We start from the raw sequence: 13577 nt of genomic DNA on the forward strand, positions 1-13577 counted from the left end.
GCGCGGGAAGACGCGGCCCCAATCACGATAGAAGGAGCATTCACGTGGACAAGATCCGCTTTATGGTGGTGAGTGGCTTTTTGGGAGCCGGCAAGACCACGACCATGATCGCGCTTGCGGAATACATGGACCGCAACATCGGCAAGACTGCCATCATAGCGAACGACCTGGGTGCAAACCTCGTTGATACGAGCCTCACGCAGACGTCGGGCTGCACGGTTGCGGAAATCGGCAACGACTGCATCTGCTACCAGATGGACAACACGGTCGACCAGATTCGCCGCCTGCGCGACAAGGAAGGCGCCACGTTCGTCATGAGCGACATTCCCGGCTGCGGCGTTGGCGCGCTCGACCACGTGTATCACACGCTGCATGACGACAACGCCGACGAGTTCACCCTCTCGCCGTTCATGGTGATGGTCGACCCCGAGCGTCTGCGCATGATTATGCCCGAGCATGCCGACATCAACCTGCCTGAAGAGCTGGTTTACCTGTTGAAACTGCAGCTTGAAGAAGCCGACCTCATCGTGCTCAACAAGATCGACCTGCTCGACGAGTCCACGATCGATCGCTACATGGGCTTTTTGCACGAGGCATGCCCCGACATTCCCGCGATGAAGATTTCGGCCAAGGACAAGACCGGCATTCCCGAGTTGGCCGAGTACCTCACGACGCACGAGACGGCGCTCAAGAACTTCTCGGTGCGCAACAACCAGGAGTTCGCCGACGCGGAGGCGAAGCTCACCTGGTACAACCGCCGTCTGTACCTGAAGACGAAAGACGGCTCCAAGATCGATTGCAACGCGGTGGTCGACGACTTGATCGAGGGCATCCGCATGGGGCTTATCGAGCGCAAGCGGAACGTGCCGCACCTGAAGACCTTCGCGACCTCGGGCAATGGCGACTTCAACAAGGCGTCGCTTATCGGTGTGGACTACGACACCGAATACGCCCAGGAATTCCTGCGCGACCACAAGAACATGCGCATGATCATCAACGCCCGCGCCGTCTGTGAGTCGCGTCCGCTTGCTCGCCTCATGGACGACGCGCTCGACGAGGTGTGCGACAAGTACGACCTTGACTGCCAGGTGTTCTTCACTGAATGCTTCGGCATGGCGGACGAGGGAAGATAATCCATCCCAGGTTGCGCGGAAGCGCTGGCAACGTTCAGTCGCTCAAACAGTCCTGCTCGCGCGAACAGCCCACTGGGCTGTTCGGCTCGTGCGGAACCCGCTTTGTGAACGCCGCCGCGGCCTTCGCTTGGGAATGGTTACCACCTTAAAGAGGAGATTAATCGGTTGCTTGGGAAGGATGCCGAGCGACTGGGCGCTACCCGGCTCTCATGCGGTAGCGCAAAGCGGAGGATTTATATGACAGACGAGAAGAACGACATTCGCGCTCAGGTGCGCGAGTATTACGGCAAGACGTTGGGCAGCTCCGACGACTTGAAGACCAACGCATGCTGCTGCGCGACTGAGCGTCCGCCGAAGTACGTGCTCGACGTGATGCCCGACATCGCCGACGAGATCGTCGAGCGCTTCTATGGGTGCGGCTCTCCGATTCCGCCGGCGCTTACCGGTGCGACGGTGGTCGATTTGGGTTGCGGCACGGGGCGCGACGTGTACGTGCTCTCGAAGCTTGTGGGGCCGACCGGGCGCGTCATCGGCGTCGACATGACTCCCGAGCAGCTTGCCGTTGCGCAGAAGTATCAAGACGAGCAGGCGGAAAAGTTCGGGTTCGAACATTCCAATGTGGAATTCAAGGCGGGCTTCATCGAGGACTTGGAAGAGCTCGGCATCGAAGATGGCACGGTTGACCTGGTGGTTTCCAACTGCGTGATCAACCTGACGCCGTTTAAAGATCAGGTGTTCTCCGAAATCTACCGCGGGCTGAAGCCCGGTGGCGAGCTGTACTTCTCCGACGTGTTCTGCGACCGCCGCATGTCCGACGAGCTGCGCGCCGACCCGGTGCTTCGCGGCGAGTGCTTGGGCGGTGCGATGTACATCGACGACTTCCGCCGCATGCTGGCCAAGCATGGCTGGAAAAGCTACGTGTGCACGGCGGTGGAGGACATTCACGTTTCCGACCTGGCGCTCGAGACGAAACTCGGGTTCACGTCGTTCACTTCGCGCACGGTGCGCGCCATCAAGGCGGAGGGATTGGAAGACGCCGAGGAGAACTACGGCCAGGTCGCGCGCTACCTGGGCGGGATGCCCGAGATGCCGCGCTACTTCGACCTGACCGAGGAGCTGCGCCTTATCAAGGGGCGCGAGTACGCCGTGAGCGGAAATCTGGCGGCCATGCTCGAGCAGTCGCGCTACGGGAAGTACTTCGAGGTGACGCCCCGCGGTGCGCATCGCGGCAGGTTCGACCTTGCCCGCGCCCAGCAGGCGCTCGAGATGCGTCGTGGCAAACACAAGGCCGACCTCGACTATTTGAACGAGGCGTGCGAGCGCTGCGGCATCCCCTCGTTCTACGATCGCGTGAACTTGCCCGAAATCCTGCAGGCGAACGAGCGACCTGCGACGATGCAGGTGAACATCACCTATGCGTGCAATCTTGCGTGTCGCCATTGCTACCTGGAGTGCGGTCCGAAAAACAACGAGGTTATGTCACGCGAGACGATGGAGCAGATCCTCACTGCATTCAAGTCAGGCGGTTACAAGACGCTCGACGTGACGGGCGGCTCGCCTGAGCTGCATCCCGACTGCGAGTGGTTCTTGCGCGAAGGCGCCAAGATCGCCGAGAAGGTGATCGTTCGCACGAACCTGACGCTTGAGGAGAAGCCGGAATACGAGCATTTCCTTGACGTGTTTGCCGAGGTGGGGGCCGATGTGTGCGTGTCGCTTCCGTATTTCGACGCCGAAAACGCCGACAACCAGCGCGGACGCGGCGTCTTCAAGCGCGCCGTCGCGAACATCCGCAAGCTCAACGAGCGAGGGTATGGGCGCGAGGGCGGTCCCGAGCTCGAGATCGTCTACAACGTGGCGGGCCCGTTCCTGCCGCCGCCGCAAGAGCTTCTGGCAGATGCCTATCGCGTGAAGCTGACCGAGCAGCAGGGCATCGACTTCAACGAGCTGTATGCCTTCAACAACTTCCCGCTCGGCCGTTTCGCGATGGATTTGGCGGACGCGGGGCTCACCGATGATTACCTGAAGCTGCTCCACGATAATTTCAACGCGTTCGCCGTGGGCAAGATCATGTGCCGCGACCAGGTGAACGTCGATGTCGACGGGCGCCTGTACGACTGCGAGTGCAACCATGTGCTCGAGATGCCTATCCAGCTCGACGGGCGCGACGCGACGATCGCCGACATCGTGGATGCGCCGCTTCCTCCGCGCGAGGTTCGCACGAGCCCGGTGTGCTACAGCTGTGCTGCCGGCGCCGGTTCAAGCTGCGGCGGCTCGCTGATCTAGCGGGGGTGCCGAATCGCGCAGGCGGGCGGGCGCTTCGGCTTGCGCGGGCGGGATCGTCGCCTTGCGCAAGACGGCGCGCCCGCTCTCCGCGGCTTTCTGCGAACTCGGGCGCCCTCAAGGCTTATCGGCTTGCGGGGCGCTCATGTTGTTTGCGCTGTTTTACTTGCCAGGAGGGGACTCTTTGGTCATACTGAATCTCGCAAGGCGTCCCGGAAGGGACGTTTTTCATGTGGCGAAGCAGTGCCGCATGCATTCTATTGGCCGTTGGAAGGAAATTGGTGGGAACGCACTTTAGTGCATGTGAACAGGTGAAACGCTGGGTCTTCGCGATGTGTGCAATGGCTTTGAGCGCCCTTCTCGCTGTGTTCCTTATTCCTGTGGCCGCGTTTGCCGACGATGTCTCCGATGCCCAGACGGCGCTTGATGCCGCTGAGGCGCAGATGAAGATCATCTCCGAAGAATACGACAAGATCAATGCCGAGCTCACTTCTATTCAAGGGCAGATCGATGCGACTGCTGCCGATGCCCTCGATGCCCAACAGGCGGTGATTTCAGGTCGCGAGACGCTGAGCAACGCCGCCCGCAGCGAGTACCGCTCGCCTTCGGCGGGCTCGATGCTCATGCTGATCTTGGGGTCGGCCTCTTTCGATGAGCTGACGCGCAACGTGGTGTACGCTGGCTCGATTCTCCAGGCGCAGGCCGACGAGGTGGAGGCGCAGAAGGACCGTGTCGCCACGCTCGAGGGCATCACCGCCGAGCTGAACACCCAGAAGGATTCGCAGACGCGCGCTTTGGGCGAGCTTGAAAAGACGAAGCAGGAAGCGGAGGCCGTTGTCTCGCAGGCGCAGTCGCAGCTGCAAAATGCCAAGGACGCGGAGGCCGATCGCCTAGCCGCACTCCAGGCGCAGGTGGCGAACATGTCGAATTCCGACTCGTCCGACCAGGGTGCGGGCGGGTCTTCCACGCAGGTTTCCGACAAGGCGAACACCACGGATCGTCAGGAGGTTGTGCCCGATTCGACGCCGGTTGAGCCCAATCCTGAGCCGGCGCCCGATTCCGGTGCTGGCTGGAAGACGGGCATTGCCTCGGCATATGGTGGCTCGACCGACCCCTATACTCCCAATCCCGGCACGACAGCGACGGGCGATGTGTGCGACGACTACTCGATGGGCGTGGCGATTCCGATGGCATGGCCGAACTTCAGCAGCTATTTCGGCCGCACGGTGCAAATCTCCTACGACGGCATGACGGTGTACGCCGTCATCAACGACTGCGGCGGTATGGGCGGCGGCAGCCGCTCGCTCGATTTGCAGCCTGGCGTATGGAAGGCCTTCGGGTACTCCTCTTGCGACGACTGGGGCCTGCGTACGGTGAGCTACCGTATTCTATAGGGACCGAAATGATTGATTCCAACATGGTGAGCGGAGAAAACGGCGCACGGGTTCTTGGCGACCCGACTGCGTCCGCGGCCGATGGGCGTTTTGCGGTTCCGCTGGGTGAAGCGACACCTGCCGCTGCGCCTTCCCCAAGTGGGGGCACGCCCGTCACTTTCTACATCGTTCGCCATGGGCAAACGGAATACAACCTGAAACACCTGGTCCAGGGCTGGTGCGATGCTCCTTTGACCGAGGCGGGCGTTCGCGACGCACGCGCTTGCGGACGCGGCCTCGCCCGTGCAGGCATCGAATTCGCGGCAACCTACTCGAGCGATTTGGGGCGTGCCGTGCAGACGATGGGCGAGCTGCTCTCGGCGCGCAGCGAGGTGGCGCCTGATCTGGCCTTTCCTTCTCGCATGTCGGATTCCCGCATCCGCGAATGGTGCTACGGCGACTTGGAGGCGCGCCCTGGCACGCTCATGCGCGATGTGCTCAACGAGGGATTCGGGTGCGACATGTCCTTTGAGGAGCTCAATGTCTGCCTCCCGGAAACCGCCGATGCCATTAAACGCTGGGACGCTTCTGGTAAAGCGGAGAGTTGGGAGCAAATCAAGGCGCGGCTCGGCGATTTCTATTGCGATGTGGCGCGCAAGGTGGCGCTCTCGGGCGGCGGCAACGTGCTCGTAGTGACGCACTCGTTCGTCATCCGCTCGACCATGTACCTGCTCGACCCCGCGCGCGTGAACGACCCCGTGAAGATTGAGAATGCAAGCGTCACAAAGGTGACCTGCGACGATGGCTTTGCCTGCGACAGAGGCGCGTTTTCGAGCGCCCTTTTCACGCTTGGCGTGACGGGTTCGACGAGCTTTCTGGGCTCGCGCCTCTGAGGGCATCGGCTGAAACGGGCTATCTGACAGGCTCGCCTCAGTTGTTCCGCCCGCTCTGACGCGATCCTGCTCACGCCCGTGCAATTGCCGCGCGCGCTCTGACTGCTCAGCGCATTCCAGCTGACATCACTCATTTCACCCCATTTTACCGATGCTCTGCCCCGATTTCCTAGATTTCCTATTGTACTTATAGGTTTAATGCACGATAATATCCACCTGTTCGGTAAAATAAGGCGTTCAAGGAGTATGCAATGTCATTCGAGGTGGGGGCGGCGGTAGCCGTCGTTCTAATCGTCTTCGCCGCATTACTTGCGGTGTTGAAGTTCATGAAGGGCAGGGGGCTGTCGTTCACGGTCCGCGTGTTCTCGGCGCTCGGTATGGGTATTGTGCTGGGCGTGGCCATCCAATTGGCCTTGGGCCGCGGATCGGATGCCGCGAAGTGCGCGCTTGACTGGATGTCGCTTGTGGGAACGGGCTACATCAGCTTGCTGAAGATGCTCGTGATGCCGCTTATCTTCGTGGCGATCGTCGGTGCGTTCACGCGAACGGAGGCGACGGAGAATCTGGGCAAGATCGGCATCTCAGTGCTCGTGGTGCTTCTGGGCACGGTTGCCATCGCTGCTGTGTTTGGCTGGGCGACGATCGCGCTCTCGGGGCTGGCTGGTGCCGATTTCACGCAGGGTACGGTCGACGCGTCGAAGATGGACGCGCTGCAGACGCGCTCTGACAAGGTGGCAGGTACCACGATCCCGCAGACCATCCTGTCGTTCATCCCGACGAACGTCTTCTCCGACTTGGCGGGCACCCGCTCGACATCGACCATTGCCGTGGTCATCTTCTCGGCTCTTGTGGGACTTGCTTATCTGAAGCTTCGCAATCGCGATTCTGAGCAGGCCGATTTCTTCCGCCGCATCATCGATAGCCTTTACGGCATCGTGATGTGCATCGTGAAGATGGTCATCGGACTCACCCCCTACGGCGTCATGGCACTCATCGCAAATGTCATGGCCACGAGCGACTTTGCGGCAATCGTCGATCTTGGCAAGTTCATCATCTTCTCGTATGTGGCAATCATCGCGATGTTTATCGTGCATCTGATTATCCTGGCGGCGAACCGTGTGAACCCCGTCACGTACCTGAAGAAGGCGTTCCCTGTGCTGTCCTTCGCGTTCGTGTCGCGCACGAGCGCGGGTGCTTTGCCTATGAACATCGAGACGCAGTCGAAGGCGCTCGGCGTTGACGAGGCCACGGCGAACTTCGCGGCGAGCTTCGGGATGTCCATCGGGCAGAACGGCTGCGCGGGCATCTATCCGGCTATGATGGCGACGCTCATCGCGCCGACCGTCGGCATCAACGTGTTCGACCCGACGTGGGTGGTCATGCTGATCGCCATCATCGTGATCAGCTCGTTCGGCGTGGCAGGCGTTGGCGGCGGCGCCACGTTCGCAAGCCTTATCGTGCTCGGCACTATGGGTCTGCCGATCGAGATTGTGGGTCTCATGGCGTCGGTCGAGCCGCTGATCGACATGGGCCGCACCGCGCTCAACGTGAGTGACTCCATGGTCGCGGGCGTCACGTCGGCGAACGTGAACAAGACGCTTGATCGCGAGATGTTTGCGAACCCCGAGGCGCGCATCAGCGGGGCCGCTGCTGAAGAATAGAACTTTCTGGAAAACGTGCGTGCGCAATCAAGCGCGGATGCGGGCCTGCGAGGCTTGCATCCGCGCTTTTTCATGCGAGCTGCGTGCGGGGAAAGGCCGCGACGCGGGTTACAACTGCAGGTCTGCGCCGCTTTTCCTGAGTTCGCTACAAGCGCAGACTCTCGTTTGCTCGCGCAATGACCCCGTTCACCTGGTCGGGGTGCGCGCTTGCGTATGCGGGGAAGGGCGCGGGCGGCGCGGGCGCGTCTTCGAAGGGGGCGATTTCGCGCACGTACCAGGCGACGTCGTGCCAAGCGCCGCAGGTGAAACCTGCGTGCGGCTGCACTCCCATGAGCGCAAAGCCGAACGCGCTGTGCAAGCGCTCGCTTGCGGGGTTAGGGGAGGTCACCACGCCGTAGACCGCCTTTATGCCCGTAAGGCTCAGAAGCTCGAGGAGCGCGGCGTGCAGGCAACTTCCCGCGCCACGGCCCTGCGCGGCGGGTGCAAGGTAGACGGAAAGCTCGGCGTTCCATTGGAAGGCGATGCGTTCGCGCAGCTCATGGGCGTAGGCGAACCCGACGATGCGTCCGCCTTCCTCGGCGACGAGGCAGGGGTACTTCTCGCAGATGCTCTCAATGCGCTTGCGATACGCCTCGCAAGAGGGAACTTCTTCCTCGAAGGTCACGGGCGTGCTGACGAAGGGGGCGTACACCGCACGGATCCCGTCCGCGTCATCGGCCGAGGCCAGGCGGATGTGCAACTGCGAGCTTGCCGGCGTGCTGTTGGTCGCGGAAGCCTGGGAGTTTGCAGGCGCGTTGCGAGCTGCGCGCAGCTGCGAGCTCATCGGCGCGCATCCCGATAGGGGAGCCATCGCACCCGCGGATGCATCATCGCCCGCAGCCTCCGCAGGCGCACTCTCGCTCTCGGCGGCGAAATCGCACAAGGACGCATCGCGCATGAAAAGGGCTCCTTCCCGAGCAATCGGATAGGAGCCCATGGTAACACGCATCTGTTCCGGCAGCCTTTCGTGCGCGTCGAATTCCCCTTTATGTTGGCTTCGGTTGTCCTATGTGGGGCCTGTTGCTTCTAGCGGTTATCGCGCTCGCCCCTTCCCGGGCCGCTCTCCGCGTTTCGCGTTGTGGATTTTCCCCATGGCGGGCGGTCCTTGCGCTATACTCTCTTCCACATGCGATAACGAAGACAGCGCACGTACGGCGAAGCTTCCAGAGATGGGGTTCATCGGCTGAAAGGCCCCAAGCGACGCGGCGTGCGATTCCCTTCCGAGCAGCGCGCCTGAACGCGGACGCGGGGTTATCCCGCGAGACGAACGAAGTAGGGCGTGACGGTTTGCCTCCGTCATCAGGCGAAACGAGTGGATGCCTCTCGGGCGGCGCAGCGGGTCGCGCTGTCGGGGGAAGGCATCAACCAGGGTGGTACCGCGAGGGCTTGTCTCTCGTCCTTGGAAATGAAGGCGAACGCGAAGGCGGGCGTCTTCCAGGGCGAGATGGCAAGCCCTTTTTTATTGGCGGAGCGCCCTTTGGGCCAGGTGGGGCGCTCGATACGAGAGGTGAAGGTGATTATGGCGATCACGGACGAGCTCGCGCAACTGCGTGAGCAAACCCTTGCGCGCATCGCGGAAGCCGACACGTCGGCGGCGCTCGAGAGCGTGCGCGTGGCGGTGCTCGGCAAGGCGGGCACGCTTACGGGCTACCTGCGCGGCATGGGCAAGGTCGCGAAGGAAGAGCGCGCCGTCGTCGGCAAGACGGTCAACGAGGTGCGCAACGTGGTGGAAGAGGCGCTTGAAGCGCGCAAGAAGAAGCTCGCAGCAGCCGAGATGGAAGCCGCGATCGACGCAAGTGCCGTCGACGTCACGCTCCCCGGCCGCGCGCAGCAGATGGGCACGCGCCATTTGATCAACGCGATCACCGACGAAGTGTCGGAGACCTTCCTTGGCCTGGGCTACACGGTTGTCCACGGCCCCGAGGTCGAGACCGACTACTACAACTTCGAGGCGTTGAACGCCCCGAAGGACCATCCGTCCCGCTCGATGCAGGACACGTTCTACGTGCGTGACCTTTCGGGTGAGGCGTCGTCTGTGCGCGGCGAGTCCGACGTGCTCCTGCGCACGCAGACCTCCGGCGTGCAGGTGCACGTGATGGAGGACCAAAAGCCGCCGATCTACATCATCGCGCCGGGCAAGGTGTATCGCCGCGACGTGGCTGACCCTTCGCATCTTCCGCAGTTCACCCAGATTGAGGGCCTGGTTATCGACAAGGGCATCTCGTTCGGCGACCTTAAGGGTACGCTCGACTACTTCTGCAAGCAGATGTTCGGGCCCGATCGCAAGACCCGCTTCCGCGCGCACTACTTCCCGTTCACCGAGCCCTCCGCCGAGGCCGACGTCTCCTGCGGCGTGTGCGGCGGCACGGGACATCTGCACGACGGCGAGCGTTGCCGCATGTGCAAGGGCACGGGCTGGCTGGAAATCCTCGGCTGTGGCATGGTCGACCCGAACGTGCTCACCATGTCGGGCATCGACCCGGAGGAGTATTCCGGCTTCGCATTCGGCGTCGGCGTCGAGCGCGTGGCGTGCCTGAAGTACAACGTGCCCGACCTGCGCATGCTCCTCGAAGGCGACATGCGCTTCCTGCGCCAGTTCTAGTCGAACGGCGAAGGGAAACCTGCCTCGAGCTCGGCGGGCATGCGTCACGCGCAGTTCCGCACGAGCCGAACAGCCCAGTGGGCTGTTCGCGCGAGTCAGGACTGTTTGAGCATGGCGTATGTCCGCCGAGCTCAAATTGCGGAAGTGAACATTCAAGAAAGAGAGAGTCATGAAAGTATCGCTGAAATGGCTTAACGAATACGTGGAGGTGCCGACCGACACCAAGGCGCTCTGCGATAAGCTCGATCTCACGGGCACGGGCGTCGAAGGCGTCGAGGTGCTCGGCGCCACGTTCGACGGCGTGGTCGTGGGCTACGTCGAGACCTGCGAGCCGCATCCTGATTCTGACCACATGCACGTGGTCACGGTGAACACGGGCGCGGGCGAGCCCGTGCAGATCGTGTGCGGCGCGCCGAACATCAAGGCGGGAATCAAACTTCCCGTCGCGACCGTGGGGGCGGTGCTCCCCGGTGACTTTAAGATCAAGAAGTCGAAGCTGCGCGGTGTTGCGAGTGCCGGCATGTGCTGCTCGCGACGTGAGCTGGGGCTCGGCTCCGACCACGAGGGCATCTGGATCCTCCCCGATGATGCCCTGGTGGGTACTCCCATCGCCGACTATCTGAAGCTGACCGACACGGTACTCGACCTGGAGATCACGCCGAACCGCCCTGACAGCCTTTCGATCGTGGGGCTCGCGCGCGAGATGGGCGCGATGTATCGCCGCGATTGGAAAAGCCCGCTTGACGAGATGGCTGCGAAGCTCGAGCTCGTCGACGACGGCGCTGACGACGTTGCCGTGACCATCGAGGACGCCGTGCGCTGCCCGCGCTATTCCGCCCGCGTCATCCGCGGCGTGAAGGTGGGCCCGTCGCCCGACTGGATGGTCGAACGCCTCGCCGCCATCGGGCAGCGCTCCATCAACAACATCGTCGACGTGACGAACTACATCCTGTTCCTGTTCGGTCAGCCGCTGCACGCCTTCGACTTGAACAAGCTGAAAGGCGCAGACGGGCGCGCCCACGTGGTAATCCGCGAGGCGGAGGACGGCGCGAAGTTCACCACGCTTGACGAGGTGGAACGCGCGCTCACTTCCGACATGACCGTCATCGCCACGCCCGAGCGCGGTCCTGTGGCGCTCGCGGGCGTCATGGGCGGCCTTGACACCGAGGTCACCGAGGAGACCACCGATATCCTCCTTGAGACGGCGACCTTCGAGCCAGGCCGCACCTCGCGCACCTCGCGCAACCTGGGGCTTATCTCTGAAAGCTCCATGCGCTATGAGCGCGGCGTTGACGACCACGGCATCGAAGAGCGCTCCGCTGCTGCGGCGGCTCTCATCGTGGAAGTCGCCGGCGGCCATGTGTCGGGCTCCATCGGCGGCGGTGTGGGCATCGTGGACGAGTGGCCGAGCGTCTCCGAAGAGGCTCACCTCACCTTCCGCATCCCGCGCTTCAACGCGATGATGGGCGCGAACATCTCCCGCGACTTCATCGTGGAGATCCTCGGCCGTCTGGGTTGCAAGGTGGAAGACGGCGAGGACGCCGACACGCTTGCGGTCACGTCGCCGACGTTCCGCCCCGACCTGCCGCGCGAGATCGACCTCTACGAGGAGGTGCTGCGTCTCTACGGCATGGATCAGATCGAGGCCACGCTTCCCGGCGGTCGCGGCCGCTTCGGCACGGTGAGCCACGAGCAGCACGTGAAGAACAAGGTCAACGATACGCTGCGTGCCTGCGGCATGAACGAGACGATGACCTACTCGTTCGCCGAGCCGAGCGAGATCGAGCGTCTGCGCCTGCCGCTTGAGGGCCTCGGCCAGGCCGTCGAGCTTCTGAACCCGATGAACGCCGAGCAGTCGGTCATGCGCCAAAGCATCATCCCCGGCCTTCTGCGCTCCGTTGCCCACAATCAGAACCGCGGCGTGAAGAACATCCAGCTCTACGAGATGGGTCGCGTGTTCTTCGCCCACGAGGGCAAGAAGAAGCCCAAGGAGCGCGAGAAGCTCGCCGGCGTTTTGGCCGGAGCCGTGCGCGACGCTGGTTGGAACGAGGCGCCTGCTCCCTACGACTTCTTCGACGGCAAGGGCGTGCTCGAGAACCTCGCGCGCGAGCTTGCGCTTCCCAAGGTGCGCTTCAAGGCGCTTGCCGCCGACGAGGCGCCGCAGCTGCAGCCCGGCCGCGCTGCCGAGATGCTCTCGGGCGGCACGTCGCTTGGCTGGGTGGGCGAGCTCCATCCGCTCGCCGTGGCGGCCTACGATGCGGCGGCCCCCGTCGTCGCCTTCGAGCTCGACCTCGAGGCGCTCGAGCGCGCGGCTCGTCCGGCGCGCGACTACATCGACGTGCCCACGTTCCCCGCGGTGTCGATGGACATCGCGTTCGTCGTCGACGAGGACGTCACCCACGAGCGCCTCGTCCAGTGCATGATATCCGCCGGCGGAAAGCTGCTCGAAGATGTGCGCCTGTTCGACGTCTATCGCGACGAGAATCGTCTCGGCGCCGGCAAGAAGTCGATGGCGTATGCGCTCACCTACCGCGCCGCCGACCGCACGCTCACGAGCGACGAGGCGGAGAAGGCGCACGAGCGCATGGTGAAGAAGGTGTGCTCGGCGACGGGCGCTGAGGTTCGCGGGTAGAAGCTCTCGCGCCATAAAAGGAAGAGCCGAGGATGTGGCGGCATCCTCGGCTCTTCGTGTTTCAGACCTTCTGCAGTATAGGACGTCATCTAGTAGTGGTCAACCACTAAATCTCAAATGTGAGCCCGTCGTGGGCGGCCTCGACGCGGCCTTCGTACTGAGTGAGAAACTCCTCCAACTCCACGAGCGTGATCGGCTCGTCGTAGTGCATGCACAGGTGCGTGAGATAAATCTTGCCCGCGTTCAGCGACAGTCCCTCCTCGATGCATTCCTGCACGCTGTGGTGCGCGGCGGGGGACCAATTGTTCTTCCAGAACGTCGCGTCCATCGCGAGGATGTCGATATCCTGCAGTCGCTCATAGGTCTCGGACGGCAGCTTTCCGGTGTCGGAGGCGTAGAACATGCGCGTGTCGCCTGTCTCGATGAGATATCCATAAGTGCCCGCGGCGTGGGTGCAGGGGAGCGCCGTGTACTTCACGCCGTCGAACTCGACGGTGTCCATCGGGGCAATCTCCCGCATGTCGAGTGCGTAGGTCATGTAGTGGAACTCCTGCGCGATGCCCGCGAGCGTCTCGGCGCTGCCGTAGACGGGAAGCGCCTCTTTCTGCTTGAGCTGCACGAGATACTCAAGCTCCAAAAGCCCTCCCACGTGGTCGGAGTGGCAGTGGGTGTACAAGACCTCGTCGATGCGCCGCACGTTCTCGCGAATGCATTGATGGCGCAGGTCGGGGGGCGTGTCGATGAAAAGCGTCTTCTCGCCTTTGATCATGGTCCCGCAATCTCCGCGCCTCGCGCGCGGATTCGCCCTGGCCTCTTCGCACGCGGGGCAGTCGCAGAAAAACGAAGGCACGCCGCAGCCTGCGCCGGTGCCCATGAAGGTGAACGTGTGGTTTTTCATAGAAGTCTCTTTTCTCCCTACGCCATACGCCGCCGATTATACCCCGCTCGCCATGTAAAGCTGCCC

9 protein-coding genes are annotated in these 13577 nt (G+C 62.7%); 7 read left to right on the forward strand and 2 right to left on the reverse strand.

Annotated features, from left to right (window positions below; all coding sequences use genetic code 11):
- Nucleotides 1-44 precede the first annotated feature (44 nt).
- From F8C90_RS01655 to F8C90_RS01675, 5 genes are all read left to right on the forward strand, one after another.
- Complete coding sequence (locus F8C90_RS01655) at nt 45-1133, forward strand: GTP-binding protein (RefSeq protein ID WP_158048708.1); 1089 nt, start codon at nt 45-47, stop codon at nt 1131-1133.
- 237 nt (nt 1134-1370) lie between these two features.
- Entirely contained in the window at nt 1371-3416 is a 2046-nt protein-coding gene (arsS, locus tag F8C90_RS01660) for an arsenosugar biosynthesis radical SAM (seleno)protein ArsS (protein WP_158048709.1), read from the forward strand.
- A gap of 338 nt (nt 3417-3754) precedes the next feature.
- The gene (locus F8C90_RS01665) at nt 3755-4807 is read left to right on the forward strand and encodes a coiled-coil domain-containing protein (protein ID WP_158048710.1); all 1053 of its coding nucleotides are present in this window, start codon (nt 3755-3757) and stop codon (nt 4805-4807) included.
- 8 nt (nt 4808-4815) lie between these two features.
- On the forward strand, nt 4816-5679 hold the full coding sequence (locus tag F8C90_RS01670) for a histidine phosphatase family protein (protein WP_246155730.1): 864 nt from the start codon (nt 4816-4818) through the stop codon (nt 5677-5679).
- Nucleotides 5680-5930: 251 nt separating this feature from the next.
- Nucleotides 5931-7340 carry an L-cystine transporter gene (locus tag F8C90_RS01675; protein WP_158048711.1) on the forward strand — a complete coding sequence of 470 codons (1410 nt, stop codon included), beginning with the start codon at nt 5931-5933 and terminating at the stop codon, nt 7338-7340.
- 145 nt (nt 7341-7485) lie between these two features.
- Here F8C90_RS01675 and F8C90_RS01680 read toward each other — a convergent pair whose 3' ends face one another.
- Complete coding sequence (locus tag F8C90_RS01680; protein ID WP_246155731.1) at nt 7486-8277, reverse strand: GNAT family N-acetyltransferase; 792 nt, start codon at nt 8275-8277, stop codon at nt 7486-7488.
- Between the two features lie 621 nt (nt 8278-8898).
- Between F8C90_RS01680 and pheS the strand changes: the two genes are divergently transcribed.
- Nucleotides 8899-9981, forward strand: a complete 1083-nt coding sequence (pheS, locus tag F8C90_RS01685) for a phenylalanine--tRNA ligase subunit alpha (protein WP_158048803.1) — start codon at nt 8899-8901, stop codon at nt 9979-9981.
- 169 nt (nt 9982-10150) lie between these two features.
- A complete protein-coding gene (gene pheT, locus F8C90_RS01690; protein WP_158048712.1) occupies nt 10151-12613 on the forward strand; it encodes a phenylalanine--tRNA ligase subunit beta in 2463 nt (820 codons plus the stop codon).
- 106 nt (nt 12614-12719) lie between these two features.
- Here the strand turns inward: pheT and F8C90_RS01695 are convergent, their stop codons facing one another.
- Nucleotides 12720-13511, reverse strand: coding sequence for an MBL fold metallo-hydrolase (locus tag F8C90_RS01695; protein ID WP_158048713.1), 792 nt, complete (start codon nt 13509-13511; stop codon nt 12720-12722).
- Nucleotides 13512-13577: the final 66 nt, after the last annotated feature.

It is taken from the genome of Ellagibacter isourolithinifaciens (assembly GCF_008831035.1).
Classification (GTDB): domain Bacteria; phylum Actinomycetota; class Coriobacteriia; order Coriobacteriales; family Eggerthellaceae; genus Ellagibacter; species Ellagibacter isourolithinifaciens.